Raw genomic sequence first — 26,645 nt, 5'->3', positions numbered from 1 at the left:
TCAATTTCAAGACGTTCTACTTTTGGGTTGCAATGGCCAACTATTCCTTCACATACGAGGTCGCTGAACAGCTACGGGCATACGTTTACAGGCTGATCGATCCTCGCAACGGAGAGACCTTCTACGTCGGCAAGGGACGTGGAAACCGTGTTTTCCAGCATGCTCTTGAGGCCAACATCCCTGATGATCAAAAAAGCGATATCATGGGGCCAAAGCTGGACCTGATCCGTGAAATTCAATGCGTAGGGCACGAGGTCAAATATGTCATTCATCGCCATGGCATGAACGACGAGACAGCCTTCCAAGTCGAAGCGGCACTTATTGATGCCTATCCGATGCTGCGCAATGCGGTCCGGGGACATGATGCATCTGCCTGCGGAATGGCAACTGTCGAGGAACTTTTGCAACGCTACAATCTGCCGCCGCTTGTCCTTGGAAAAGAGCACAAACTCCTGGCGATCACGATCAATAAGCTCCTCGGTCGACGCGATCAAAAGGTTATCCTTGACCTAATACGCTATTGCTGGCCACTAAGCCGGAAGCGCGCCCAGACAGTTGACTATGTGCTTGCAGTCGATCGCGGTGTCGTCGTCGGCGCCTTTAAACCTCTGAGTTGGGGTCCGGCACGCGCCGCAGATTTTCCTGACATTTCTGGGGTGGTCGATGAAACACATAGACTGGCCTTCCAGTGCGAACGTGCGCCTCAGGACGTTTGGGATCTTTACGTAGGCGCACTTGGCAAACGCATCAGTCCACGCGATCTTCCACCGGCTCGTCAGGCCTGTCGCTACATCAATTGCTAATTCGTCAACGATCCAGACTGTCGGCGAAATGCGATCAGCGGTAGCGGGTGGCCTTCTGCTCTAAAAACTGGAACCGGCGGTCGATTTCAATATTAGGATCGACGTCGATCAGTTCGTCGAGGATTTCAGCCAGTTCATAGGACGTCGCATCCGATGGTCCAAGTACCGTCCAGAGCAGGTCCAGTACCGCATACGGAAATTTGCGCAGTGCGCTGCTGTTCTTCAAAGAGTGCAAGCTAGCGCTACGCGAGAATGGGCGTAGGTGGGGCCGCAGCAAGTTGAGTGCTGATGGGAAATGATCGCCCGCGCCGACGATAAGCCGGATGAGATGGATATTATGCGCATGGTCGACGAACCGCCTTTCGACGGGCCAGATTCGATTGAAAAACGGGGCGACCATCGCAGTCCAAGCCTTCTCGGGCCCCTCTTGGTCGGCAGCGAGCCACTGGGCAAGCACGTTAAGTGCGCCGGCGCGGATCTTGCCCGGTGCCTGACGCAACACGCGGCCGACGTCCGCTTCAGAAATGCCCCATCGCTCGGGCTGGTCGTTTCGAAGCGAGGCGACCGCCGGCCGGAGTATTTGGGCCGCGATAGGAACTCCGTCCTTTGTGTCCGACGAAGACTCGACGACGGCCCGTAACACGGCTTCTGGAACCAGCTTGCTTATCTCGGGCGTCACTCCGGCGTGGGTCACTAGTATCCGACGCAGTGCGCGGGGCTCGTCGCCATCCCCAGACAACCGCGCCACCAGTTCGCTCTTGGAGAACCGGCTGTCGGCGGCTAACAAAAAAGGCAGCGCCTGAATGAAGATTGGCCTCGAAAACGCGCCTGCTGCGCCTGGGTGGGAAGCCATAACTTCGAGCCGGTTCAATTGACGTGCCAGATCAGAGTTATCGGTCTCGCGGCTATGGTCAATTTCCTGAAGTTGTATTTGCGCCAGGCGGCCGGGCATACGATTGATTGCGGTGTCGTAAAGATTGTCGTCGTATACTACGTCCTGTTCCTCATCGCATACGGTCCGCCACAGCCGATCGCACCAGTCTTCGACATTGGCGATGTCGCGGCGCGGGCCTAACAACAAAGTGTCGATCAGGGTTCTCGCGAGCCGCGTGTCGATGCCCACCTCGATGGCTTCTAATTTTGCCAGGGACTTGACGATTAGCGTTTCGCGCAACTGCTTTGTTGACTCCTCTCCGAACGACAGCGTCGTGAGCAGGTCGGCCCAGAGGATAAGGTTCGTTTCCGAAAGTTCGGCACCGACAAGAGTTTCGAAGGCGCCTTGCGGATCGGTCCGGCAATAGCTAAGCCAGCCGAGTTGGCGATCGAGGTTGGGACTCTGCGAAAGCTCGATCGCAACTTGGAGACGCTCGTCCGGGTCCGCTTCCATGATCGGTGCGCTGTCGCCTGCCACGGAGCGAACACCGGAGCTATAGATGCCGAAGAAGTCGCGATCCTCGGTCGGCCGATCGAGATATTCCTGACGGGCAACTATGGCAGCGAGATTGTCCGCGCCCGCCACTGAAAGGACGCCGGCCTCTTTCAGCATCATCAGCCGGAGCCAAATTTCAGCATCGCGTGCGTGCGTGCGCCAGTCGACCTGACCTTCTTGGATTTCGTAGCGATCGTAATATCTGGCAGCCGTCTGACGGATTCGAGATTCTATAGCCTCGAGCCTGGTAGGCTCGGCTTCTGCTGATCTGTCACGAAGGACTAGCGGCAACTCCCGCCGGATGGTCCAGAAATCCGAATCCCTCAAATTTAGCAGCACATCTATGGCTTCATTAGACGTGAATGCTTCAGTGTTTCGAAGCGCGTAAAGCGTGATACGGATTCCGATCCTGCCTGGCATCTCAAGGCAGCGAAAAGCGACGTGACGAGCAAGATCCCGATTGATAGCTACTGTCTTATTGAAAGCGTTTACGATTGCTCTGACGAGAAAGATAACGCCTTGGTGATGCTCGTTCTGCTCATGCTCCTCCACCGAAGGCACGTCATAGTCAGTTGCATCATCGTCGCCGTTAATTAGTCCAAGTTCCACCGCGCTTTGTAGCAGCGACCTCAACGCCTCGGTCGCAAGTTCGAGAATGCGCGGGGACTGTCCGGTCAAGGCATCCAAGCCGCCGATCAACTCGCTCACATGAAAGTTGTCTGCCACTTCCAAGCCGATGCCGGCAATATCGGAGAGCTGGCCAGGTTCGCGACCGTCGTTTTCGCTGTCTGGGATCCACGATCGGCTTTGCAAGACGACGTTCGGTTTTAGTCGTTCGACGGACCGCTGCAGATCGACGTCCAGTACGACGCCAGATCTCAGTTTTTGATTGAGGGCAGCCGCCTCCTCATCGAAAGCGTCGGGCAGTACCGGCCGGCTTGTGGTTAGCAACCGCCAGCATTTTTGCCAGAAGGGTGATAAGTTCGAGCGCAATAGTCTGCGGTCGAGATTTCGGAGGAATGGTTCCCCTAGCTTCAGCGCCCACTTCGCGGCAACGCCAAAAACTTCTGAATTTTCCGGATTGCGGGCGGTCCACGCAGGGATGACCCAGGCGGCTTCGTCCGCGGTCCAAAACCCGTTGTCTTGTAGCACATCGAACCATCGCGGATTGTCCGTAGCCTCTACAATGGTGGGCCAAAGGTCGCCACGCTTGGCAAAGAGCCAGGAGAGTTGTCCGAGCTCGCCGTCGTTGGGGCTTGGGTCGCGTTGACCAAGAATATCTCTTGCGAGCCTTTCCCGCGATAGTTTCGGCCTGTCCAGGACATCCGCAAGACGAGCCAGATCCTGCCAGAGCGGCGAGTGATTTGGCACTCCGCTTTCAGGGTCGAATTTGCAATAGGGCAGGGGGGTCACCGCAACCGTACTCCATGCCGCTTCGGTTTCTGCTGGGTTGTGCTCATAGGCATCGAGCGCGTAGACCGGCTTCAGGTCTGGGAATCGGATGCGATCAGCTTCGAGGACATTGAGAAAATATCGGACCGGGGCGTCACCGGCGCTATACCCGATTAGAACTATAGTCTTGCAGCGCGCAAGATCGAAAAGAAACCGGGAGGCCCAGCCTGACCGCATGTAAGCGTCGCCGTAGTCAGCGCTAGTGAGAACTAGCGGTGTCGATTCCAACTCCAAAGAATTGTCTTCGAGACGCCCATGGATGTGAACGACACCGCAAAAGTCAGGAGAGCCTGGCGCAGGAAGAGCTTGGCCGGCAAAACTCGCGTCGCGGATAGCCTGTGATGAGAAGATCTTAGGTAGAGCATGTTCTAAAAGCGTGTCGAAGTTGGTCGTGACCACAAGCACCCTATTGCTAAGGTCGCGTGACAAACGCAATACTGTCTGATGTTGCTCCAGCTTGGGATCCGCAGGCACTTTAAGGAGATCGGACACTGTGTGGACCATAGCCGCGGGATCGGCCAGGTTGCGGCTTAGCGATCCAAGCGTCTCCTCATAGCGGCCCGCCGTATAAGCGCTGTACTCTGACGGGGACATTTCCACGCCGAGCCGTTCGTAGGTCCGGTCGACCAACGTTTTAAAATCCGGCAATTGAGGCGCGCTGATACCGGAGCCGCAAAGGAAGACCACTTCGCCGGCCATCATGGAATCGACAAGGGCAGTCGGAAATTCGGGACCATTCTCGGAGAAGCGGAGAGACATCTGAACCTTAGAGCGGGTTGATCAGCTCATCGGTAACATTTTGGCTGATACCAGACGAGAGTATTGTGAACTCGTTGTGTTGCCCCAGAACTTCTTCTCGTACCAAGGTGCCGGCATACTAGAAACGTACATCTACAATGCACGTGCGCAAGGGGGAAATGCTTCAGACCAAGCTCCAGTCGATCAAACATATCCTCAGCCTCAACGAGGACATTCGCAGCGACATCAAGGCCTATCTGGCTTGCGCGCAGACAGACTGCTACAAGGCTGCTGGACAAGAAATGCTGACCTACCTTGATATCTATTTGGATCGAGCCGGCTCGATCGAACGCCTTGCGAAGACAAATGAGACGGTTCCGGTTTTCGGGACGTTCCCAAAAGCTTTCGAGCGTGCGCTCTCCGAAGAAATTGAGGCTCGCAAGAATCTCAAATTAGAGAGTTCACCACAAAGCTGTCTGCCAGGTTAGGTCCTTCACCTACGCAAACGCTGACGGCGAACTGGTGGCCACACCAGCCCGATCTGAAGTACCGCCGATACGCACCCAGTTTTGGTGATTATGTCCGGAATGGTTGACAAGTGTTGATAAATATATCAACATCGACCATATGCCAAATACAACTCGACCAGTATCGTGGATCAAAGCGGCAAAAAAAGACTTTGAGGATTTTCCGCGGGATGCGCAGATCGATATGGCGCGGGCGCTTGCAGTGGTCGCCGCCGGCGGCCATCCCGATATCGCGAAGCCGCTGACTGGTCTTGGTTCGGGCGTGCTTGAGCTGGCATTGAAGCACCGGGGCGACCCCTTTCGCGTCGTCTACGTGCTGCAGATAGACACGGACGGACATATGGTTTGTCCACGCGTTTCAGAAAAAATCGAAGTCGGGCATTGCGACGCCCAAGGCCGAAATCGATCTGATCCGCGAGCGGCTAAAACGACTGAAGGAGGCTTTAGGATGAGCGACGATATGGAACTGGTGCAGGGTAGCGGAAATATATTTCGCGATCTCGAAATGCCGAATCCGGAACTGGAGCACCTGCGGTCGACTCTGGCGGCGCAGATCATCAACACACTCGACAAGCGCAAGCTTTCACTGCGAGAGGCCGGCGCGGAAACAGGGATCAACTACACTGAATTTTCCCGCATCCGCCGTGCCAAGCTGGACGGCTTCACGGTCGATCGCCTGTGGAAGATGCTTGATCTTCTCGGCCAGACGGTGGACGTAAAGGTAAAAGTGCATCCTGCAGCGAAGCGGGCGCGTCCTGCGCCAGCTCATTTTTGAGCGAGTTTTCGATGCTACAATTTGATCCCTCCTGGCGTTTCACAAGCCCAGGGCCTGCGCCGCGGGGCGTGGTGCATGCGTTTTACGCTTTTATCGAGAAAATAGCCCCGCAAGGGGAGACGCAGCGAATTGTCGAGCGATTCAAACACCATTTTGGCGGAAACGGCTGGAGTAGCAGTTTAAGCTCGGCGTGGTCGGACCTGCATGACGCGATGAACCGTTTTGCCGAAAACGCGCCGCTATTTATCGAAGCCTTTCATACGGGATGCGCTGAATACGAAGAGGCGGGTCTCGCCGTGCCGGACGCCGGCCTTATCAATCGCACTCTTGCGGAGCACAGTGCGGGCTACGAAATCCGGCCCCCACATCTAGTCGCGGTTGTCGTTTGCCACTTAACCGTGAGAATGCGCCCGTTCCGGCAGGTCTAGGCACTTAACTTGAGATTTTTCGGTGCGATATTCGGCGTCTGACGCCTTCAGATTCGGCAATATCATCTTGTGTTATTAGCCTTTTTCTGATCAAGCCTGGCCGAAGCCGGCCCTTTTGTCTACAGCGGGGAATCTCACGTTAAGTACCGAAATCGAAGCCAAAATCTCGAATTAAGTGCCCAATCTCAATTTAAGTGCCGCGCTACCTTATTGAATTTCTTGCATGCGAGTCTTGCGTTTAAATGCAAAACGACACCTGCCCGCAGATCGCCGACTACGGTCCAGGCGGCGCCATCGGCAGCTGGCGAGAGCTGATGTCCGCCGCGGTCGTGGTCCGATCGACCTTGGGTGTGAGCCCGAGCGCCTACCAGGATGCCTGGGATGCGCTTGGCCCCGAAAACGCAGCGGCCGTCATGGCGTGCATTCTCGAAAGGGCAGGGCACATCAACTCGGCCGGCGGATATCTGCGCGATCTTAGCCGCAAGGCGGAGCGGAGCGAGTTTTCGCTTGGACCGATGTTGATGGCGTTGATGCGAACGAATGGTCGCCATGCCGGAGGGCATCGTGATCAACAAAAAGCACATACTCTTCAGACGCTAAAGCGGGCGATATGCTCGCTTGTGGTGTCCCGAGTTTCGCCGATGATGCGCAGCATACACCTGTTTGAACTGATCGATGGCTCCGGCAAAAAAACCGAGATCTCGCAATAAACTGCCAGATGGCGAAGGCGCGTTTGACCGCCTTGCCGACGTTTCAGACCCAACGCGATTAGAGCGGTCTGACGTTTTCCGCCTTTGATTTGCCGGTCTTTCGATCCTGGCCGAGATCGTAGGAAACGGACTGCCCCTCTCTAAGCACATCGCCATATTGCAGGGCGGAGACATGCACGAAAACGTCCGTTCCTCCAGATTCTGGCGTAATGAAACCAAAGCCTTTTTCGGCGTTGAAAAACTTAACCTTTCCAGTCGGCATAACATCCTCGTGTTTTGTAGTTTGCTCGCGTCGGCAAACTAGCGGTCCGCTATTGCTAGATCAAGCGGCGGCTGCGGGCGCGGAGGCGTCGTCTTCGGCGTCGAGGCATGAACGTCATGATTGGTGGGTGCCGTTGCGGAAGCCGACGGCCTTCTGGTTCTCATCACTCATATGCGGGTTTCCGAGATCGATTGCCAATCTCGGCCCGCTCGCTTCGCACTCCGGGGGCTTGCGCGAGAGCGCTCTTGCTGCTTTCGAGCAGCCTCCTAAGGCTGCTGGATATCTTTTCCCGCCGTGAAGGCTCTCCCCCATACCTCTTCATAGGGCATCGTAACGTTAATGGGGCATTGGTCAAAATGTGGGATCTGGCGGCATGACCAGACTTGCCCGTGATCCTATCTACCGTCGCCATCGATTTCCGGCTGAAGTGATTGTCCATGCGGTGTGGCTCTATTTCCGGTTTCCGCTCAGCCTGCGCATGGTCGAGGATCTGCTGGCAGCGCGTGGCGTCATTGTCTCTGACCAGACCGTGCGGCTCTGGGCTGAGAAATTCGGCAGACACTTTGCCAAAGATATCCGGAAACGCTCAGTCGGCAGGCTCGGTGACAAATGGTACCTCGACGAGGTCGTCGTCACCATCGCCGGCAAGAAACACTGGCTCTGGCGCGCCGCAGACCAAGACGGCTTCGTCCTCGACGTTCTGGTCCAAAGCCGCCGCAATGCCAAGGCTGCAAAGCGTTTGATGCGAAAGCTTCTGAAAGGCCAAGGCCGTTCGCCCCGCGTGATGATCACCGACAAGCTTCGATCCTACGGTGCGGCGGAGCGGGAGGTCATGCCTGGTGTCGAGCATCGTTCATATAAGGGCCTGAACAATCGGGCAGAAAACTCCCATCAACCGATCCGACGACGGGAAAGGATACAGCTTCAGCGTTTCGTTCCACGACCCGATTGCCAACCTCTTCTCTATTCGGCGTGTTGAGGTCAAGTACTTCGAGTTATGTTCCGGCATTTAATGTCTTCCGCAGTCCACGCTTCTCTCCGGGATCGGCTCGTTGGCCCTCCCACCATAGGATCAGAAGAACAAGGTGGCCCAATCTTTCACGCGCTCTGACTGCTATACACCGCAGTCGAAGCAAGGGTTGGCCCGAACTCACCTCGTCCACCGTCCGCGAAGGACATCTTTCCACCGGCTGGCAGAACTTTATTGTCTCCTGTTGTTTCCGATCAGGCGGCTTTCGCCACGTCGTTGTCGCGGGTCCACCGGAACTCCGTGCCATCGCTCCACATCCGGTGCATGATCACCGCAAGTCGCCGTGCAAGAGCGACAATGGCCTTTCGCAGACCCCGGCGCTTGGCGACATTCATCGCCCAAGCCTTCAGCCATGACCATTTCTTCACGCGGGTCAGCAATACCTGCGCCGCCTCGTAAAGCAAATCGCGCATGGTCGCATCGCCGGTCGCGGACACGCGGCCGACCCTTTTGCTTTCTCCCGATTGATTAACAACCGGCGTCAGCCCCAAGGCCGGTCCCACCGCTCGTGATTTCGCAAACCGGGCGGGAGTATCGATGGTGCAGATGTAAGCGAGTGAGATCACTGGACCTATTCCGGGTATCGTCATCAGCCGGTTGCAGGTGACATCATCCCGTACGATGTCGAGTACCTTGTGATGCAGTCGTGAGAACTCTTCCCGCAGCTTTCTCCGCGCTTCCAGCAAAGGAGCGATGACCTCCTGCAGATCCGGGACGGCCTCAATGAGATTGTGGATCCGTTCCTCGAATTTTCCTACCCCGACAATCCCGACCTTCAGGCCGAAGTTGCGCAGCAATCCGCGAATATCGTTCTCGAAAGCCAGCGCTTTTTCCTGTAGCAGCTTGCGCGCCGTCAACAGGGCACGGCGTTTCTGGTTGGCCAGAGTCTTGACATGCACGGGACGAAACAGATTGACCCGCATCATCTGCGCGATGCCACGCGCATCGTTGCGGTCCGTCTTGTTCACCTGCGCCTTCAGGAATGCTTTCGCATGCCTGGTTTCGATGCAGATCGCCGGAAGGCCTGCTTCTGCCAGGCCGCTATAGAGCCATTGCGACATCGGGCCCGCTTCCAGACCGATCCGCACAAGTTCCCAGTCAGGGTTCTTCAGCACCCGGATCAGGTCGTCCGGGTGGCTGACGACTTTCATTTCCCGGCAGATCCGGCCGGTCTCATCGACGACACATATCGATGTCTCTTGCACCGAAACGTCAAGGCCTGCAAAATACGTCATGCTGCGCTTCCTTTCATTGATGCTTGTGGCTGTTCTCACATGACCACGTTTATCATCAACTCGAAGCGCAGCACCTCTTCAGACCCGCGATGTTGAGGCAGGGACTCAAGCCGAATACCCCATCTTTCAAATTCCTCGCCACGACATTCCATCCGACCACCATCGCGAACTGCGAGGTGCCGCGATGGTGATGTGGAGCGAGATCGCCCATCTTCAGGTGGCTTGATCACCAAATCACGGCGCACCTTGACCCGAGCATGATAAGTTTACAGTGCCCGGCAGCGAAACCTCCGGAAGAAACGACCTTGATCGTATCGGCAAATGCACTGGGGGCGATAAGCAGAAAGAAGGCGGCAAAGGCCGTTGCAATGCGTTTCGTACCCAAAAACTCCTCCTTATTGGGACTGAATTCGATGAAAGCGACTGAGTGGAAGGGTGAGAGACCGGAAGGTGGCCCCCGCCTCGTCCTATCATGCCCTGACAATGGTGCCACTTGACCGTGCGCCGTCCGTCGCCTTGCGGTAAATGAGGAGCGTCGCGACCAGTCCGCAACCGCCTGCAAAGGCAAGCCAATAACCTGGTGCCGCCTTGTCGCCTGTCTCCTGGATGAGCCAGGTGGCAATGGCCGGCGTAAAGCCGCCGAAGATCGCCGTTGCCAGTGAATAGGCGAGCGAGAAGCCCGCCGTCCGTACGATCGGCGGTACGATCTCTGTCAGCGCCACCACCATGGCGCCATTGTAGCTGGCATAGAGGAAGCTGAGCCAGAGTTCGGCGATCAGCATGCGTTCGAAGCTCGCTGCGGCAACGAGCCATGCGATGGCCGGGTAAGCTGTCACGAGCGAGAGCGCCGAAAAGACGACGAGTACGGGCTTGCGGCCGATGCGGTCGGAGACAGCGCCCATGACCGGCAGCCAGAAGAAGTTCGACAAAGCGACACAGAACGTTACGAGAAGGCTGTCGGTCTCCGAAAGCTTCAGGACGCTCTTACCGAAGGTCGGCGTGTAAACGGTGATGGCATAGAACGAGACCGTCGTCATGACGACCATCAGCATGCCGAGCAGGATGATGCCCCAGTTCGTGGCTAGCGTCTGGTAGAGCTGCGTCATTGTGGGGCGATTTTGACGAGCAGCGAACTCCTTCGTTTCTTCGAGCGAGCGCCGGACATAGAACAGGAACGGCACGATGCCGCAGCCGATGAAGAAGGGTATGCGCCAGCCCCAATCCGACATCATGTTCGGTGGCATAAGGGAGTTCAGCGCGTAGCCGAGGACGGCTGCGACCATGATGGCAGCCTGCTGACTGCCCGACTGCCATGATACGTAGAAGCCTTTGTTGTTGGGCGTCGACATCTCCGCCAGATAGACCGAGACGCCGCCGAGTTCCACGCCGGCAGAAAAGCCCTGCAACAGGCGGCCGATGAGAACGAGTAGCGGCGCGAAGAGACCGATCGTCTGGACGCCTGGTACGAAGGCGATGAGCACGGTGCCGAGCGCCATGATACTGAGCGTGACGATGAGGCCCTGGCGGCGGCCGATTTTGTCGACATAGGCGCCCAGAAAGATCGCACCGAGCGGTCGCATCAGAAAGCCTGCGCCGAAGGTCATGAAGGTCAGCATCAGCGATGCAACTTCATTGTTCGACGGGAAGAAGGTCTTGGAAATGTTGCTGGCATAGATGCCGACGAGGAAAAAGTCGAACATTTCCAGGAAATTGCCGCTTGTCACGCGCAATACGGTGCCAACGCGGGATGAGCGTGTGCTTGCTGTCATGGTTGTTCCTCCCTATGCATGAGACTTACCCCGCCTGGGATCCTCCGGTCTCCATTCGAACGGTCGCGCGTCGGTCGTGTTAGCCCACGTCGCTTATCGACGGCAGGCCGCAACATCCGGCTTTACCAAACTCATTTCCAATCGCTTACATCGGATTTCCTGTCACCAACCTGTCACGCCGCCTGAGCGGCACGAATTGTCTTGTCGCGGACCCATCCTCCGTGCTTGATCTAGGCCAAAGCAAATCGTGACCAGGGAGGAAGGCATGCGGGTCCTCGTTGTCGAGGATGACCCGTCGTTGGCGCGCGGGATCATGGCGGCGCTTGTGGGTGCCGGCTATGCGGTCGATCGTGTCCACAATGGCCGCGACGGGCTATCCGTAGCCCTTGAAGAAGATTATGCGCTCATCGTGCTCGACCTCGGCTTGCCGGAAATGGATGGACTTACTGTCCTGAAAGCGCTGCGGCGGGCCGGTTCGACAACGCCTGTGATGATCCTGACTGCACGCGATGCCATTCCCGACCGGGTCGCCGGGCTCGATGTGGGAGCCGACGATTATCTGACCAAGCCCTTCGCGCTCGAAGAGTTCGAGGCCCGCGTCCGCTCACTCGTCCGGCGCGGCCAGAACCAACCCAGCCCGATGCTGACCTTCGGCGCTCTATCTATTGATCGTAACTCCTGCACGGTAACGCTTGCCGGGCGCACGCTCTTCCTGCGTCCGAGGGAGTATTCTGTGCTCGTTCTTCTTCTCAGCCGCGCAGGCCAGGTCGTGCAGAAGGAGCGGCTTGCTTCTGCGATTTCGAATTTCGACAATGCACTGACGCCCAATGCTGTGGAACTGCATCTCGGCCGCCTGCGCAAGAAGCTTGAACCAAATGGTCCCAATATTCGTACAATCCGCGGGGTTGGGTATATTCTCGAGGTCGAGTGAATGAGCGTGAACGCCGCTCCGTCTATCCGTCGGCGCCTTCTGCAAAATATGGTGTTGCCGGTCGCCGTGCTGGCGATCGTCTTCGGCATCGGCGGCGCATTCCTCATTCATAGCGTCGTGAGCCTGACGCAGGATCGCCTGCTCGATGCGGCGCTCGTCTCTATCATCGATCGCGCGACCGCGCGCGGTCCAGCGCATCTCGACAACACGGTCGCGCAGGGCGCCATCGAGATCCTGGGCGATGAGGCGAATGACACATTTGCATTTTGTATATCCGATGGCGCGGGCTTTCAGCGAGGCGATCCAGCGCTCTGTGCGCTGGACACGGGTCCTGCGCCCCTCGACCGCATTACGCATGAGCCGGCCGATCTTAGTGGCAACCCGGTGCGGATCGCGATGACGAGCCACACCATCGAAGGTTCCGCCCGTCCCCTCACCTTCAGGATGGCGGAGACCCTTAACAGTCGGCTTGATATGGAAGCAAGGATGGTCCTCGTGCTTGTATTCTTTGAAGCCGTTCTCCTGAGTACTGCTGCTATTCTCTCCTATCTGGCCATTTTGCGCGGCCTTCTGCCGCTAACAGAGATCAGTCAGGAGCTTTTGGGACGGGCGACACCGGGCGCCATTCCCTTTACCCACATCGATACCGCACGGGTGCCAGAGGAGGCCGTCGATCTCGTCTCGGCGATCAACACGTTGATGGAGCTGCTGGATGAGACGAACGCCGGCGTGCGCGATTTTACCGCCGATGCCTCCCATCAGTTGCGCTCGCCACTGAGCGGTATCAGGCTGCATCTTGAGCTTCTCGAGCGGCAGGCTGTAGGCCAGGACAATCTTCTGGCAACGCTCGCCGAAGCCCAATCCGGCGTGAAGCGCCTTCAACGTGTGCTTCAGCAACTGATCGTGCTGGCACGGGTTGATCCGCAAAGCCGCGCGATCGATCTCGATCAGAGCGTCGATCTTGGGCGCCTTGCAGCCGACGTCCTGGGCGAGCACGCGCCTAAGGCTCTGAAACGCGATGTCGATATCGCGCTCGATGCCCCGAACGAGCCCATTAACGTCGTGGGTGACCCTCTGCTTCTCAAGGAAATCATCGCGAACCTCGTCGATAACGCGATTGCACACAGTCCCGAACGCGGTTGCGTAACGGTGCGCGTGATGCAGGACACGACGACGGGGATAATCGCGGTTGACGATGAAGGGCCGGGTATCCCCAAGGAGGAACGTAGCCGTGTCTTCCAACGCTTTTACCAGATCGCCCGTAGCGACGCGAAGCCGGGTTCGGGGCTGGGTCTTGCGATCGCGCGCCGTATCGCCGATCTCCATGACGGCTTGATCACTCTCGGCGAGACCGCTTCGGGCCACGGCTTGAGCGCCCGTCTCAGCCTGCGCCTCTTTCAATCGAAGTCGCTGGGACCGGTGAACGAGCATAATTAAGGAACAGACCATGGCAATCAGCTGCTATATCCAGGTCATTCAAAACACTACTTCGAGACGCGATTTAATATCGCCCTTAAGCTTTCGCATGCCGCTGGTATGTCGTTGGTAGACTGGTACGGACGCCCAGCAACAAATCAACGATTATCTCGGTGTCGAACTTGCAAATTTATACGGCATGACGCGTTGGACGATGGACGGTTGTTATCTTCATGCTCCAATATCCCCCACGACTGGGAAAGCTCAGACCTCTGCCCTCGCCCATTAAGGCGTAAGCGGTGGCCTGTTCCCACCAGGACGACCGCAGCTTTGACGAAGACCAGCTTTTGGGTATCGAAGATAGCTGAGACGGCCGCCCGAAGGTCACATCGAGTCGGGCGACCGTTTATGACTCAGATGTTTGCCTGCAAATGATCGTAGCCTTTGACGCGGTACACTACCGTCGAGACGATCCCGCTAGCGATGAAGATTCCGACGACGGCAAAACCAAAGTTGCCGAAGTTGTCGTTGAAGGTTCCGACGACATCCCAGAGGCCGCCCTGCAATCCGAGCTTGTCGCCTCACCTCTCCTTGGCTTCGACATTTACCGTGGTTTCATGACCGATGCGCCGCTCCAACACCCAGAAGCCCCAGAACCTCATCCCTCAGACGGATGAACTCCGGACTCGAGCGATCCTGCCGTGCCTGCTCCGGAATAGGCAGGATGGTGGCGATCCGACCCGGATGGGGCTGCATGATGACGATCCTGTGGCCGAGATGAACCGCCTCGTCGACATCATGGGTGACCAGCAGCGCCGTCGTACCTTCATGTTGAACGATGCGTTTCAGTTCACCCTGCAACCGCAGGCGCGTCAAGGCGTCCAGCGCACCAAGCGGTTCATCAAGCAGCAGGAAGCGCGGCCGGTTGACGAGCGCTCTGGCGATGGCCACACGTTGGGCCATTCCGCCGGAGAGTTGCGCCGGATAGGCCCTGGCAAACTGTGTCAGGCCGACAAGCTCGATATGATCGCGCACCGTTTCCTTTTTTTCGGTCCAGCAGAGGGGACTGCGCCGAAGCGCAGCCGCGACATTTGCTTCGACGGTCAACCAAGGCAACAGCCGATGGTCCTGAAAAACGATGGACCGATCGAGGCCCGGCCGCACAACACGTGCGCCATCGACGAGGATATCCCCGCTATAGTCGAGATCAAGTCCGAGGATCAGACGCAGCAATGTCGATTTTCCGCAGCCGGAGGCTCCAACGATAGTGACGAATTCACTGGGCCGAATGGAAAGGTCGATGCCCGCCAGCACCTCGACCCTTCGTCCCGCGACGATGAAGCTCTTGTCGAGCTTGTTGATTTCGAGCGCAGGGGCAACGCCGATCTGAAAAGCGGCGGATGGGGATATCTGGTTCACCTCGTTCGTCTCCTGAGAAGCCATGTCTCTAGCCAGAGGGCCGAGCTGTTGTAGAAGAGGCCGATCGCGGCCAGAATGATGATGCCGAGGAAGAGCAGATCCATCTCGAAGAGCTGGCTGCCCTCGTTCAGCCGCCCGCCGATGCCGGGGGTGACGTTGAGAAACAGTTCCGATCCGAGCGTGGCGAGCCAGGCGTAGATCAGGCCGGCGTGCAGGCCGGTGAATATGGCGGGAAGGGCGCCCGGCAAGGCGATCAGGCGTGCAAAATCAATGCGGCTGAAGATCAGCACGTCCGACAGCTCCCGATAGGCCGGTGGTAGTCCTCTTATGCCCTGCCATGTATTGATGACGACGGGCTGGAATCCGGCAACGGCGATGAAGGCGATCTTCCCGGCATCCGCACCGCCGAACCATACGGACAGCAGCGGCACCCAGGCGAACAATGCGATCTGGCGGAAGGCAAGCAGAGTCGGGCCGACAATCCGCTCCGCAGCGCGCGAGAAACCGAGAACCAGACCGAGCAGAAGTCCGGCCGATGCGCCAATTGCAAAACCGATAAGATTTCGCCGCAGGCTTGCGCCGATATCGAAAGCCAGCGTGCCTGTTGTGAATTCCGTTCTGGCGCGGGCGGCGACCGCTGTCGGCGAAGGAAGGAAGCGGGGATCCACCCATCCGAACTCCGACGCCGTCAGCCAAAGAAGAAAGATAGCCCCGAAGGCCACGAATGGACGCCAATGCCTGGCGGCTCCTCGAAGCGGCTGAAAGGACAGGGTGTCAGCGGTCATTTCGCGCCTCCGTCTTCCAGGGTTGGACGAAGCGTTCCAGATATTCGAGCGCGCCGTTTAGCAGCAAGCCGATTGCGGCGATCACCAGCATGGCGGCGATGACAAGCTCCAGCTGAAACAGTTGGCGACCCCAGGTGATCAGATAGCCAAGGCCCTCGAAGGAGGCGAACAACTCCACAATCACGAGGTTTTGCCAGGCCGCCGCCAGCCCTTCGCGAAGGCCGGTAAAGAGGGTGGGGAGGGCAGCTGGCAGGATGATCGTCGACACGCGCTGCAAGGGCGTGAAGTTTAGGACGCGCCCGAGTTCGATAAGTTGCGACGGCACGCCGGCGATGCTACGTGTCGTTGCCAATATGACCGGTATCGCCGCCGACCAGGCGATGCTGACATATTTGAGCTCTTCATCGATGCCGACGAACAGCACGAGGAGCGGCAACCAGGCAAGCATGTTCACCTGTGCCACAGCCGTGAAAACCGGCCAGATGAATGCTCTTGATCGCGGCAGCAGGCCGAGGATCGTGCCGGTAAGGAGGCCGAGCAATGCACCGATGACAAAGCCGATGGCGACGCGCTGCAGGCTTCGCAATGTATGTTCGGCAAGCGTCCCTTCGCTCCAAAGGTCCACGATCGTCACCCACACCACCTTGGGAGCCGGCAGGATCTGTTCCGGAAGCCAGCCGTATTGCGAGGAGAGTTGCCATGCGAGCAGCAGGACAAGCGGCAGGGAGAGCGCATAGGCGGCGTTGGTGAGAACGGGCAACAGGCCGATCACGCGTCGTTCTACCGGCTGGTCAGCCGAAACGGTCAAAGTCATATCTTGTCCTCGGTGGCAAGGGACCGCCCGCGCCAATCGGCGCAGGCGGGCATATCGACGTTCAGTTGGTCTGCTTTTTGTCGAGGGTGCCGGGCGTGGCGATCTCGCCATTGGCGGCGTAGCTGGACCAGTAGTTTTCCAGCTTCAGATCCTTGAGCGCCTGCCGCAGATATTTCGGCTCCAGCCAGGCGTCGACATCGACGTCGTTCTTGATCAAGCCATAGGCCTTGGCCCGGGCCACCTGATCCTTGTAGCGCGCGATAACGAAATCATCGATCAAGGGGTTGAGCCGGTTTGCGAGCGTATCGCCTTCGATATCAGCGTCGAACGAATCCTTCGGGAAACCTGAAAGCGCCCATGCATCAAAGACCTCTTGCCTGTTGGCCGGATCGGAAGCGAATGCCGCCGCTTTCACGAAGGTGGTGACGACACGCTGTGTGATATCGGGATGGGCCTGTTCGAAGGCAGCCGTGACCAGATAGGAGGAGTTTCGTCCGAGCGTCGGATCGTCACCCTTGGTGGAGTAGACGATCTTCACGATTCCCTTCTTTGTCAATGCCAGAAATTCCGGACCGCCGAAGACGGCGTCGACATTGCCGGAGGTGAGCGCGGGCACGGCGGCGTTGGTATCCAGGTTAATGAAGCGGACGTCTCTTTCCGTCAGGTCGTGGGTGGCCAACACGCGATCTGTAGCAAGCTGCAGATTTGTTCCCTTGAAGAGCGCGACTTTCTTGCCCCTGACATCGCCGATAGACTTGATGTCGCTATTGGCTGGAACCGCGAGATAGATCGGCTGATGTCGGCCGGTGGCAAAGATGAACTTGTAACCCAGCCCGCGTGACCTGCCGACGATCGCGGGCAGGTCTCCGAGCAGGAAGAAGTCGAGTTGCTTTGCCGCAACGGCCTCGTTCAATGCGGGGCCGGCGCCTCGGAAGAAGGTCCACTCGATCTTGATGTCCTTGTCGGAAGCGAATTCCTTTTCTATGAGTTCCCGAGCCCGCGCATAGGATGTCGCGTCCCCTTGCGAATATTGCCTGTTATCAAGGCCGATGCCGGGATAGCCAAAACGGATGGTCAATTCCTCGGCTGAGACTGAGCCAAGCGAGGTGATGAGTGCGGCAAGCGCCACGACGATACGAAGTTTCATGATCTTTCCCCCTGTCCGGTCGCGCTCACGCAGCCTTGGCCTTCGGCTTGGCGGCCTTGACGTGGGTTATGCTGCGGCGGCCGTCGACACTGACGGGAACGTCGCCATCAACGGTGGCGCGGCGCACGACCCGGTGCTGGTCGCCGTAGTCGTTGACGGCGTAATGCTGGGTGGCACGGTTATCCCAGATCGCGACGTCACCGGCCTTCCAGCGCCAGCGCACGGTATTTTCCGGGGCGGTGACATAGGACTGGAACACTTCGTAGAGTTTTGTGGAGTCGCTCCTCGACAAGCCGACCAGACGCTGGACGAAATTGCCGAGCAGCAGCGACCTCTCTCCGGTTTCGGGATGGACACGCACGACGGGATGCTCGGTCTCGTAGATCGTCGACGTGAAAACTTCCTCGAAATGCTTCCTCTCTTCTGCGGTGGCGCGAGGGCGCACGGCCGCGTAATCATAGGCATTGCTGTGAATGGCCCATAGATTGTCCGCCAGAAGTTTCAGTGGCGCGGGCAGGCTTTCGTACGCGGCATGGGTGTTGGACCAGATCGTATCGCCTCCAGCGGCTGGAATGACGACACCGCGAAGGACCGAGAATTTAGGATAGGCGTCGACGAAGGTGACATCGGTATGCCACTGGTCCGCCCTGCCGCCGCCGCGGCTGGAATCGAGATTGAGGATAGACGCGGTGCCTGCCGCCGGGCCCTGGGTTGGATGCGGAACCAGGTCGCCCAGGCGACGTGCGAACAATTCCTGTTCTGAATCGTCGAGATGCTCCTGATCGCGGAAGAAGATCACCTTGTGTTTCAGGAGAAGCTGATTTATGGCTGTGACCGTTGCGTCGGAAAGGTCGCCGCCAAGGCGAACGCCTTTGATTTTTGCTCCGACACGGCCGGTTAGCGGCACGACATCGGATTCAGGAATGGTCTGATTGACGAGAACTGGATTGCTCATGGGAATCTCCGGGTTGATCGTTGAAGAAGACAGCAAGTCACGTCCACCCAACGAGATGTCCTCGCTGGACGTTGAGAAATCTCATCGCTAAAATCGACAGGTCTATGGAATAGAATAATCTATAAAATCCATAGACAAAATTTTCTAATTTTGTCGGTTTCCCTAAAACAGCCGCCTCGGATGCTTCCATCTCGCCGATGAATCCTCATTTGGACATTTCAGCGATGCATCTCGTCCATCGTGCGCGATTGCGGGCGCTCGTCCACTCGTCACTTCATCGTGGTCGCTGCCGACGGTAACGTCGATCAGAGCTTTGCGGGAATGCCATTTGCTAGTGCTATGCGATCGAGTTCATGGGCGACTTTGCCGTCGGTCACGAGAATTGCGCGATCGCACATATGCGCGACGACGCCCGGATCATGGGTGACAGGGACGAGCGTCGTGCCCGTCGTGTTTTTCGGATCGTTGAGCAGATTGAAAATTCCCGTCTATACCGAGATGTCGAGCGCCGAGGTCGGCTCGTCCAGCAGCGATACGCGCGCCGGGATCGCGACGAGCTGGCGCTGGCGCCCGAGATCTGATGCGGATATCCGCTCAGTCGCAGAAGAAGCCATCGGACAAGGCACGGCCCGGATTCTTTTCCTGATCCTCAACGGCATCATGCTCTATCCTTTGGCTTGCAGCCGCCGTTCGAGCCAGAGGCTATATCGCGAGGCGCCGTAGCTGATTGCGAAATAGGCGCAGGCGACGAAGATGAAACTCTCTGTATAGAAGCCGAGCCAGTTTGGGGTGGTCTTGTCGGACAACGGCACTTCGCCGGAGCTAGTTTGTCAAATCACAGCGAGGTCGTTGGGGGAGCTCTATCAGCAGACCCGGACAACCGCATGAATTAGATCACGGTTGAAGACACCTTCACGCGACCAAGCGGAATATGTGCAACAGAGCCCCTCTCCCGGAATGGGTGTCTCGACACGCGTCGCATCAGGAGAAAGCGCACGGCATCGGCCGGCGACGTCCACGGTCCGCAGCCGCTGCTTCCTTGCCAGAGAAGTTCACGCTGTGCGGGCTTGACGTGGACAGGGACCGCTCGCGCGGGAGCCGACATACCGGCGGCGCATAAACAAGTGCAAGAAGCCGACGGGCTTGGCTGACATCCTTTACCCCCTGCCAGAAGACGCAGCCCGTCTCCATCAAAGTCCTGCCGCAACGAAATCGCCGAACCCATCGCAAACCTCCCGTTTGCGCCATCGATTCAGATTCGTTAGCTTTTGGGAATCTGGAGGGTTGGCACGAAACTCCTTCATTCGATCAACTTCCTCAAAAGTGGCGAGATAAGCGAACGATCTGATCGCCGGGACGAATCGAAGACATTCGATGTGTCACAGCGACGATGGTGAGTTCGCCCGCCAGATCTCGAAGCCCGTCCATTATCTGCTGCTCGGTGTCGTCGTCGAGCGCCGACCCAGCTTCGTCAAAAACGAGGATGGCGGGCTCACCATAGAGGGCTCTCGCGATAGCGATGCGCTGGCGCTCTCCGCCGGATAATTTCATTCCGCGCTCACCCACAATGGTCTCGAATCCCTGTGGCATAGCATCAATACGGGACAGGATTGATGCCTCTTTCGCCACCTTGCGCAACCGATCAGGATCAAACGGACGCCCCAGCACAATATTGACCAATAATGTATCGTTTAAGAGCGTCACATCCTGCGGCACGACACCGATATGGGCGAACCAGTCATCGCTTGTAATGCGCGCGATGTCGGCTTCATCTGCCAAAATTCTGCCCTCCGTTGGTTCAAGTCCCTTTAACAGCAATCGGAGAACGGTAGACTTGCCCGAGCCGGTTTCGCCTACGAGAAAGGTTGGCGTTCCCCGCCGAACGGTGAAGGAGAGGTTGGATATGCCACGTCCGTTCGGGTACCGGAAACTAACGTTCTCGAAAGCGAGCGAGCCTTGCGAAGGATGGTAAGAAACAGCATTGGCGGGCTCTGCGGCTTCCGAAGCGATCCACATCTTCGCCAGCGGGCGAAACCGTGCCGCGGCCTCAACCGTCTCCTTAATCGCCATTCCTACGAGGTGAAATGGTTCGTTGAGCTGGATCAGAAGCGTATTGAACAGCACGATATCGCCAATAGAGAGGAATTTTGCTTGATAACGTGGCACGAGGATTAGGAAAGTCACCGCAAGCTGAAGCGATGCGACCATCCCGAGGATTATAGAAAAGCCGCTACTAACCAATGCGTATCGTCGCCAGTTGATGTAGGCGTCCGCGGCACCCTTCGCGAATCTCGCCGTCATCCACGATTCCCCCCGCGTCTGGCGCAGGGTGTCGATAATGGTGACAGCATTGCCGACGAGACTTGCGTTCTCTTGGCTACGCTCTGTCGCCGCATCTAGAAAGAGATTTACGCGTCCTACCCTCACATAGTCTAAGACGATCACGATGACACCGTAGGCGAGGACGATAAGGGCGATCTCCCAGCTTACCAAATGGGCGAGAAGCGCGGCACTCAAGGTGATCTGCACGAACCCAGGCAGAAGACCGCCGACAATGAGCTCCGTTATAATGTTGAGTGTCTGCTCGCCCTGTTGCCGAGCCGCGCCGATCTCGGTGGCACTGTGATTTAGAAAGAATGTGTGGGTCTTGCGAAGTAGGCGGACGAAGAACGCTAAGTTGGCAACGAAGCACAACCGCTCAGCGCACATAAATATAAGAAAGCGAGAAGCTTGGCTGAACGCAGCCGCCACACCGAAGACGACAGCATAAAGCAGAAGGGTTTCCAGAGCGACACCTGCGTCCGTTGCCCTTGAGAGTTCGTCCACCGCATATGAAAAGAGATATGGCGTAGCGATCGAAGCACTGGCACCGATCAAAGTTACGAGGATCACAATTATCGTGGTTCCGCGAGCATCTCGCCAATAGTCGATCAGAAGCGAACGCACGATAGGTATGATCGGTGGCCGGACCTCTTTCATAGACCCCTCCGCTTGGCTGAGAATGGATCGTTCGTTGCGACACTCGAGCTATAGTCAACGTTTCAGCCGATAGGTACTGCGCAGCCGCGTTGCATAATAGAAGCGAGACCACCGTGATCGGCCGCGCAAATTGAATTAGGAGGCGCACCTGATGACCGAAGCTTGGACACCGTCGGCTGAGAATAGTCGAGCAAAACTGAATTCATTGACCGGACTGACAAAAATTCCCGCGGAGACCTTCTTGCGGAAATGAAGCGGCGGCGCATAGTTTCGGTCAGGCCGGTCGCTCATTGTAACTTCCTAAATAGCGTGTCGCTTTGGCCTTGTTTTTCGCTCTTGCATCCCCGTGATGGTCGTCTTCCCTAGTTCTGCATTGGGTCGAATGAGAATAACGACGCTAACGCAATCGCCACTGGTACTCTCGTCCCTTCACTTTCGAACATCGGAACCTCACGATAGGTCTTATCTGGTATCTCAATGATGCCGGAAAACGTCAGTCCGCAACCGGTAGGTTGGCCGGTGGATTTCGATTAGCCGCGGCCAATGGAACCCGCCTCACAATCACCGCTTGGCACATTTCCTAAAACCTGAGTTAGATTTTTTTTGGACATGCTCTCACAATTCTGAGAAGTGACATAAGGGAATGCTGCTTGAAGAATCCCCGGAGTCAGGCTGAAGTCGCTGGAAAATTATCTATAGTCAGAAACCGGTGAACGTACCATCGCTGAGATCCGAACCTGCGGCAATGGGCGCTGCATTTGATCTCTCCGAAATGAGTCGGAGAGATGTCCAGGCCATGTCAGTCCAAACCAGTTCGATCTATTCTCGGGCCTACACAGGGGGAAGATAGCGGCGGCGCCGCAATGGCAGGAGCTGCCGGAACAGACACGTCAGGGGCTGACTGATGGCGCTCATCATGCGGCTATTCGTCGACCACGCAAACGGTGTTGAGGGAGGCCGGTCATGATGCATGAGCAAGATTGGAACGCACCATCTGGCGCGGAAGGCGATTCTCTATGTTCGCCAGTCTTCAGCTCACCTGGTCCTGCATAATCGCGAAAGCAGCGCCCTTCAATACGCCATACGCGATCGGTTGGCTGCGCTTGGATGGTCACACATTGAGACAGTGGATGACAATCTTGGTCGCTCAGCCGCCGGTGGTGCGATCCGGGCTGGATTTGAGCGGGTGGTGGCTGAAGTCCGCCTTGGCAGATTGACGCCGTGGCCGCGCGTGAGGTGTTGCGTTTTGCCCGGAACAGCCAAGATTGGCAGCAACTAATTGCGATGTGCCGCGTCGTCGATACCGTTCTGATCGAGCAGGGCGCGGTCTATGCGCCGCACCTGGGCAATGATCGGCTGCTTTTGGGGCTGAAGGGCAGCCTCAACGAGTATGGGCGCGATCTCTTGCGGCAACGCTCCCTTGCCGCCCGCTATGAGAGAGCTCGCCGCGGCTGACCGTGCGAGTAATGCTCACCTTCATCGTGACCTGTCGCCTCGACAAAATCGACCCGAAAGCTTAGGTCGCCGGCGTCCTTGCCCGCGTTGCCGACCTTCCAGTTCCCCCTGTACAAACTGCAGCCACAGGTTCGGACGGCGGGTAAGGCCGAAAAGACCCCGAATCACCACGTCGCCTGAGCGACAGCCTCACTATATATCTGCCAATCCGCCTGAGTGCGATCAAATTCCGCGGCCTTCTGCGTAGATACTGAGGCAAAGCGCGCGAAATGCATTCAAGGGACAGATCCACCAGATTTAAACAATAAATTGGTTCATCGGTCTGGCGAAGTGTACGGTCTTGAGGCACTGGGCTCTACTTACAGGCGTTCAGCCAGCAACCCGGCAGCCTACAAAGCTGCCGGAAACGTGGATCCCGGCGAGCTGTTAACTCGCAGGCGCACCCAGAGTGGAAGTCGTGGTTAGTCTGAAATTATGACTCAACTGTACGGCTAATTTGAAGAGTTAGGATAACTTCTTTCCGTGGCTCGACCGCAAGGTCACGCGGGCCTCGGCACGCGCAGAAAATTGCGTCGGCCACTTTGTCGACATGAGGGGAATCCGCCCCGACACCGGCAGATCTTATCGGCTTACATACCTCGAATACGCTATCGCCCTCGACGGCTTAACACGCCAAGAAACTATCAGATGGTTAAAATGAGGAATCATAATGGCCAATCGGTTTCTTCAGGACAGCATCCACGATCGCAGTCTAGACTCTTTCCATGCGCAACTTTCTGGAGTGCCTTCGGAACGCTCATGCATCTTCATCGGCAGTGGTACACTGGCGATTCGATGTGTCCAGATCGCAATCGAAATGGGTTATGCAATCCGCGCAACGCTGTGTGCTGACAGGATATTTCGCAATTGTGCTGCCGGTAGCAATATACCATGCTTGGAAAGTATGGAGGAGTTATCGGCACTTGTAGAGGCAGAACGTGTAGATTCAATATTTTCCGTTGCCAACCCATTCATTTTGCCAAAAAAAGTGTTTGCTCAAGTCCGACAGGGCGCTTTCAATTATCATGACGGCCCCCTGCCAAAATATGCGGGAGCTAACGCGACATCGTGGGCCCTTCTTGCCCAAGAGTCTGAACACGCCATTGTTTGGCATCGCATTGATAATGGAATTGATACGGGTGAGGTTCTTATTCAGCGGCCGGTGTTCATTGCATCAACCGACACAGCATTAACGCTGAATCTTAAGTGTTATGAAGCCGCTATAGCAGGGTTTTCCGAACTCCTTGAGGGCTTGATCAATGGAGGGCTCAAAGCCGAGCCACAAAAACTTCAAAATAGAAGTTATTTTCCAAAGTGCCGACGCCCCGAAGCTGCGGGGTGCATAAGATGGGACCAATCCGCACAAGCTTTGGCAGCTTTGGTGCGTGGCTTAGACTTTGGGCCGTATTATTTCAACCCGTTGTGCTCGCCGAAGGTGCTTTTAGCTAACGACGCTGTCAAAGTTCGGCGGCTGGAGGTGTCGACACCGCGCTCTGGACTTCCATCGGGTTCCTTGCTTGAGATCCATCACGACCACTGGCGTGTGGCGACAGCAACCGACAACGTTGATATTTGGTTTGGCAACTCTGATGATCAGCTCATCGATACAGTAGCCCTCGCCAGGCAGTCAAATCTGGATATGGGCGCTCGCCTCCCAATTATCGGCGACGATCAGTCAAAGAGCATAACTAGAACATTTGAAACGCTAGCACCACAAGAGGAATTCTGGCGACAACGGCTACAACGATTTAAGTTGTTACAGCTTCCATTTCCCACTTCTTCGCCATCTGCAGCTCCGTCTAATTGGCACTCGAGTAGAGCACGTGTTCCAAGCGCCTTGACCGAGTTGTCGCCGACTCATCGCACAGAATACCTAATCAGCGCCTGGCTGATCTATCTTGCCCGAGTCATAGGCGAATCACAACTCCAACTAGGATGGGCTACAACCTCGAATGCCTCGCGGGCAGCGTTGATTGCAGAAGAGGCGCTTGTCGCCTCCGTCGTCCCAATGGAAGTGTCCATTGACCTTAGCTGCAATTTCGAAGAAGTGCGCAACGCCGTTGTTGGCGAATGCCTTCAGTTGAAGGAGAACGGCAGCTTTGTGCGAGACCTTATCTGGCGCGACCCCAAGTTACGGAGTACGGAAAGACTTCAATCATCCCAACCGTGGTCGATTGGTATCACGGTAATCACAAATAATAGCGCCGGCGCCCGTGATTTGCACGCCGAGACCATCTTGGCCGGCAATGCTCTTACAATGGTTGTTTGCTCGACGGACGGAAGCTTTCGATGGCACTTTGATGCGACTTACTTAGATCGCGCGCAAGTGGAGCGCATTACGCAGCACCTCGAAAATTTGCTGCATGCAGCGCTGGCCGACGCGGCCCAGCCGGTCGGCCGCATCGACATCCTGCCGCCCGACGAGCGGACCTACCTGCTGGAGGATCTGAACCGGACGCAGGCGCCTTACCCGGCCGATCTATGCATCCACGAACTGTTCGAGCAGCAGGTGCGCCGCGCCCCCGATGCCATCGCCCTCGTCCATGAAGACGAAGAGCTGAGCTATGGCGAACTCAACGCCCGGGCCAACCGCCTGGCCCATCATCTGATCGCCCTTGGGGTCAGGCCGGACCAGCCGGTGGCGATCTGCCTTCAGCGCAGCCCGGCCATGGTGGTCGGGCTCCTGGCGATCCTCAAGGCCGGCGGCGCCTATCTGCCGCTCGACCCGGCCTATCCGAGCGCCCGGCTGATCCAGGTGCTCGACGATGCCGCACCACGGCTTATGCTTTGCGACGCAGCCGGCCGCCAAGCCCTCGGCCCCGAGGCAATCGCCGATCTGGCGCTGGTCGACCTGCAGGACGACGCGCCGGCCTGGGCCGAGCTGCCGGCCACAAACCCCGAGCCGCATGCCCTCGGCCTCACCGCCAGCCATCTCGCCTATGTGATCTATACCTCCGGTTCCACCGGGACACCAAAGGGCGTCATGGTCGAGCATGCGAGCGTGGTGAATTATCTGCTATGGTCACTTCTTACATATTATAAGCAAGATTCGAATGGCTCACCTTTACTACATTCGCTGAGCTTTGACGGAATTATTACCACTTTGTTCGGACCTCTTTTGGCAGGTGCCCGATTACATTTGTTCAAACCTTCTGGTCAGCTAGATTCCGTTACTCGCTTAAGGGAAGCTAAGACCTATGATTTGATCAAGCTAACACCGACGCACTTGAGTGTGTTGAACAAGCTTCTTGAAGATTACGACGGACCCGCACCGACAAAGGCACTGATGGTCGGCGGCGAAGCCTTGGTTCCTGCAGATATACACTTTTGGCAACAACGCTTTCCCAATATACGTCTGATCAATCATTTTGGTCCCACCGAAGCCACAGTTGGATGTAGCACGTTCGAGATAGTTACTGAGGTCGGTGGACTACGCTCAATTCCCATTGGCCGTCCGATTGCCAACACGCGGCTCTATCTTCTCGACGGTCATGGTCAGCCCGTGCCGTTCGGGGCGGTCGGCGAGCTTTATATCGGCGGGGCCGGC

General features: G+C 57.1%; 21 protein-coding genes and 3 pseudogenes. 12 read left to right on the top strand and 12 right to left on the bottom strand.

The features are described 5' to 3' along the window. Nucleotides 1–32: 32 nt before the first annotated feature. Nucleotides 33–803, top strand: a complete 771-nt coding sequence (locus PY650_RS18365; protein ID WP_285880902.1) for an LEM-3-like GIY-YIG domain-containing protein — start codon at nucleotides 33–35, stop codon at nucleotides 801–803. Between the two features lie 34 nt (nucleotides 804–837). Here the strand turns inward: PY650_RS18365 and PY650_RS18360 are convergent, their stop codons facing one another. Further along, the gene (locus PY650_RS18360; protein ID WP_285880901.1) at nucleotides 838–4,383 is read right to left on the bottom strand and encodes an SIR2 family protein; all 3,546 of its coding nucleotides are present in this window, start codon (nucleotides 4,381–4,383) and stop codon (nucleotides 838–840) included. Nucleotides 4,384–4,601: 218 nt separating this feature from the next. Between PY650_RS18360 and PY650_RS18355 the strand changes: the two genes are divergently transcribed. From PY650_RS18355 to repC, 4 genes and pseudogenes are all read left to right on the top strand, one after another. After that, a complete protein-coding gene (locus PY650_RS18355; RefSeq protein WP_285880900.1) occupies nucleotides 4,602–4,910 on the top strand; it encodes a hypothetical protein in 309 nt (102 codons plus the stop codon). Nucleotides 4,911–5,151: 241 nt separating this feature from the next. After that, entirely contained in the window at nucleotides 5,152–5,724 is a 573-nt protein-coding gene (locus PY650_RS37145) for an XRE family transcriptional regulator (protein ID WP_349644499.1), read from the top strand. Nucleotides 5,725–5,735: 11 nt separating this feature from the next. Further along, nucleotides 5,736–6,152, top strand: a complete 417-nt coding sequence (locus tag PY650_RS18335; RefSeq protein ID WP_285880899.1) for a hypothetical protein — start codon at nucleotides 5,736–5,738, stop codon at nucleotides 6,150–6,152. Between the two features lie 257 nt (nucleotides 6,153–6,409). Beyond that, nucleotides 6,410–6,697 (top strand): annotated as a pseudogene (gene repC, locus PY650_RS18330) (replication initiation protein RepC); the annotation flags it as partial. Nucleotides 6,698–6,920: 223 nt separating this feature from the next. On the opposite strand, the gene PY650_RS18325 reads toward repC, so the two are convergent. After that, nucleotides 6,921–7,124, bottom strand: a complete 204-nt coding sequence (locus PY650_RS18325) for a cold-shock protein (protein WP_285880897.1) — start codon at nucleotides 7,122–7,124, stop codon at nucleotides 6,921–6,923. Between the two features lie 373 nt (nucleotides 7,125–7,497). On the opposite strand from PY650_RS18325, the pseudogene PY650_RS18320 reads away from it, so the two are divergent. Next, a pseudogene (locus tag PY650_RS18320) lies at nucleotides 7,498–8,092 on the top strand (IS6 family transposase); the annotation flags it as partial. 256 nt (nucleotides 8,093–8,348) lie between these two features. Here the strand turns inward: PY650_RS18320 and PY650_RS18315 are convergent. Then, nucleotides 8,349–9,389: an IS110 family RNA-guided transposase gene (locus PY650_RS18315; protein ID WP_285880896.1), complete on the bottom strand. Its 1,041-nt coding sequence runs from the start codon at nucleotides 9,387–9,389 to the stop codon at nucleotides 8,349–8,351. Nucleotides 9,390–9,510: 121 nt separating this feature from the next. On the opposite strand from PY650_RS18315, the pseudogene PY650_RS37395 reads away from it, so the two are divergent. Then, nucleotides 9,511–9,615, top strand: a pseudogene (locus PY650_RS37395) (transposase); the annotation flags it as partial. 244 nt (nucleotides 9,616–9,859) lie between these two features. Here the strand turns inward: PY650_RS37395 and PY650_RS18310 are convergent. After that, nucleotides 9,860–11,158 (bottom strand): MFS transporter, encoded by a 1,299-nt coding sequence (locus tag PY650_RS18310; protein WP_285880895.1) that lies wholly within the window; start codon nucleotides 11,156–11,158, stop codon nucleotides 9,860–9,862. 265 nt (nucleotides 11,159–11,423) lie between these two features. On the opposite strand from PY650_RS18310, the gene PY650_RS18305 reads away from it, so the two are divergent. Continuing rightward, entirely contained in the window at nucleotides 11,424–12,089 is a 666-nt protein-coding gene (locus tag PY650_RS18305) for a response regulator (protein WP_285880894.1), read from the top strand. Then, entirely contained in the window at nucleotides 12,090–13,526 is a 1,437-nt protein-coding gene (locus tag PY650_RS18300) for a sensor histidine kinase (RefSeq protein ID WP_285880892.1), read from the top strand. Between the two features lie 392 nt (nucleotides 13,527–13,918). On the opposite strand, the gene PY650_RS18295 is transcribed toward PY650_RS18300, so the two are convergent. The 6 genes from PY650_RS18295 to PY650_RS18270 all read right to left on the bottom strand — a co-directional run bounded on the left by PY650_RS18295 (nucleotide 13,919) and on the right by PY650_RS18270 (nucleotide 18,625). Beyond that, the gene (locus PY650_RS18295; protein WP_285880890.1) at nucleotides 13,919–14,071 is read right to left on the bottom strand and encodes a hypothetical protein; all 153 of its coding nucleotides are present in this window, start codon (nucleotides 14,069–14,071) and stop codon (nucleotides 13,919–13,921) included. A 49-nt stretch (nucleotides 14,072–14,120) separates the two neighbouring features. After that, complete coding sequence (locus PY650_RS18290; protein ID WP_285880888.1) at nucleotides 14,121–14,924, bottom strand: ABC transporter ATP-binding protein; 804 nt, start codon at nucleotides 14,922–14,924, stop codon at nucleotides 14,121–14,123. After that, nucleotides 14,921–15,709 carry an ABC transporter permease gene (locus PY650_RS18285; RefSeq protein ID WP_285880887.1) on the bottom strand — a complete coding sequence of 263 codons (789 nt, stop codon included), beginning with the start codon at nucleotides 15,707–15,709 and terminating at the stop codon, nucleotides 14,921–14,923. Before PY650_RS18285 ends, PY650_RS18290 begins: the two co-directional genes overlap by 4 nt. Beyond that, a complete protein-coding gene (locus PY650_RS18280) occupies nucleotides 15,699–16,523 on the bottom strand; it encodes an ABC transporter permease (protein WP_285880886.1) in 825 nt (274 codons plus the stop codon). The genes PY650_RS18285 and PY650_RS18280 overlap by 11 nt, the downstream gene beginning before the upstream one ends. Nucleotides 16,524–16,584: 61 nt before the next feature. Next, nucleotides 16,585–17,670: an ABC transporter substrate-binding protein gene (locus PY650_RS18275; RefSeq protein ID WP_285880885.1), complete on the bottom strand. Its 1,086-nt coding sequence runs from the start codon at nucleotides 17,668–17,670 to the stop codon at nucleotides 16,585–16,587. Between the two features lie 25 nt (nucleotides 17,671–17,695). Beyond that, on the bottom strand, nucleotides 17,696–18,625 hold the full coding sequence (locus PY650_RS18270; protein ID WP_285880884.1) for a TauD/TfdA dioxygenase family protein: 930 nt from the start codon (nucleotides 18,623–18,625) through the stop codon (nucleotides 17,696–17,698). A gap of 353 nt (nucleotides 18,626–18,978) precedes the next feature. Between PY650_RS18270 and PY650_RS18265 the strand changes: the two genes are divergently transcribed. Next, nucleotides 18,979–19,206, top strand: a complete 228-nt coding sequence (locus PY650_RS18265; RefSeq protein ID WP_285880883.1) for a hypothetical protein — start codon at nucleotides 18,979–18,981, stop codon at nucleotides 19,204–19,206. Between the two features lie 84 nt (nucleotides 19,207–19,290). Here PY650_RS18265 and PY650_RS18260 read toward each other — a convergent pair whose 3' ends face one another. Further along, nucleotides 19,291–19,431 carry a hypothetical protein gene (locus tag PY650_RS18260; protein WP_349644498.1) on the bottom strand — a complete coding sequence of 47 codons (141 nt, stop codon included), beginning with the start codon at nucleotides 19,429–19,431 and terminating at the stop codon, nucleotides 19,291–19,293. A 511-nt stretch (nucleotides 19,432–19,942) separates the two neighbouring features. Then, complete coding sequence (locus PY650_RS18255; RefSeq protein WP_285880881.1) at nucleotides 19,943–21,604, bottom strand: ABC transporter ATP-binding protein; 1,662 nt, start codon at nucleotides 21,602–21,604, stop codon at nucleotides 19,943–19,945. A 1,221-nt stretch (nucleotides 21,605–22,825) separates the two neighbouring features. Between PY650_RS18255 and PY650_RS18250 the strand changes: the two genes are divergently transcribed. Together PY650_RS18250 and PY650_RS18245 are read left to right on the top strand one after the other, a co-directional pair. Next, nucleotides 22,826–23,059, top strand: a complete 234-nt coding sequence (locus PY650_RS18250; protein WP_285880880.1) for a recombinase family protein — start codon at nucleotides 22,826–22,828, stop codon at nucleotides 23,057–23,059. A 709-nt stretch (nucleotides 23,060–23,768) separates the two neighbouring features. After that, nucleotides 23,769–26,645, top strand: a 2,877-nt coding sequence (locus tag PY650_RS18245; RefSeq protein ID WP_285880879.1) for an AMP-binding protein, incomplete at its 3' end; no start/stop codon positions are given.

The organism is Martinezella calliandrae (assembly GCF_030272695.1).
Lineage (GTDB): Bacteria > Pseudomonadota > Alphaproteobacteria > Rhizobiales > Rhizobiaceae > Rhizobium > Rhizobium calliandrae.
This window is presented reverse-complemented; position numbering and strand designations above follow the sequence as displayed.

Coding starts and splice junctions, on each gene's coding strand:
- PY650_RS18365 (WP_285880902.1), top strand. CDS start 33: ATGGCCAACTATTCCTTCACATACGAGGTCGCTGAACAGCTACGGGCA.
- PY650_RS18360 (WP_285880901.1), bottom strand. CDS start 4,383: ATGGCCGGCGAAGTGGTCTTCCTTTGCGGCTCCGGTATCAGCGCGCCT.
- PY650_RS18355 (WP_285880900.1), top strand. CDS start 4,602: ATGCTTCAGACCAAGCTCCAGTCGATCAAACATATCCTCAGCCTCAAC.
- PY650_RS18335 (WP_285880899.1), top strand. CDS start 5,736: ATGCTACAATTTGATCCCTCCTGGCGTTTCACAAGCCCAGGGCCTGCG.
- PY650_RS18325 (WP_285880897.1), bottom strand. CDS start 7,124: ATGCCGACTGGAAAGGTTAAGTTTTTCAACGCCGAAAAAGGCTTTGGT.
- PY650_RS18315 (WP_285880896.1), bottom strand. CDS start 9,389: ATGACGTATTTTGCAGGCCTTGACGTTTCGGTGCAAGAGACATCGATA.
- PY650_RS18310 (WP_285880895.1), bottom strand. CDS start 11,158: ATGACAGCAAGCACACGCTCATCCCGCGTTGGCACCGTATTGCGCGTG.
- PY650_RS18305 (WP_285880894.1), top strand. CDS start 11,424: ATGCGGGTCCTCGTTGTCGAGGATGACCCGTCGTTGGCGCGCGGGATC.
- PY650_RS18300 (WP_285880892.1), top strand. CDS start 12,090: ATGAGCGTGAACGCCGCTCCGTCTATCCGTCGGCGCCTTCTGCAAAAT.
- PY650_RS18285 (WP_285880887.1), bottom strand. CDS start 15,709: ATGACCGCTGACACCCTGTCCTTTCAGCCGCTTCGAGGAGCCGCCAGG.
- PY650_RS18280 (WP_285880886.1), bottom strand. CDS start 16,523: ATGACTTTGACCGTTTCGGCTGACCAGCCGGTAGAACGACGCGTGATC.
- PY650_RS18275 (WP_285880885.1), bottom strand. CDS start 17,670: ATGAAACTTCGTATCGTCGTGGCGCTTGCCGCACTCATCACCTCGCTT.
- PY650_RS18270 (WP_285880884.1), bottom strand. CDS start 18,625: ATGAGCAATCCAGTTCTCGTCAATCAGACCATTCCTGAATCCGATGTC.
- PY650_RS18265 (WP_285880883.1), top strand. CDS start 18,979: ATGGGCGACTTTGCCGTCGGTCACGAGAATTGCGCGATCGCACATATG.
- PY650_RS18255 (WP_285880881.1), bottom strand. CDS start 21,604: ATGAAAGAGGTCCGGCCACCGATCATACCTATCGTGCGTTCGCTTCTG.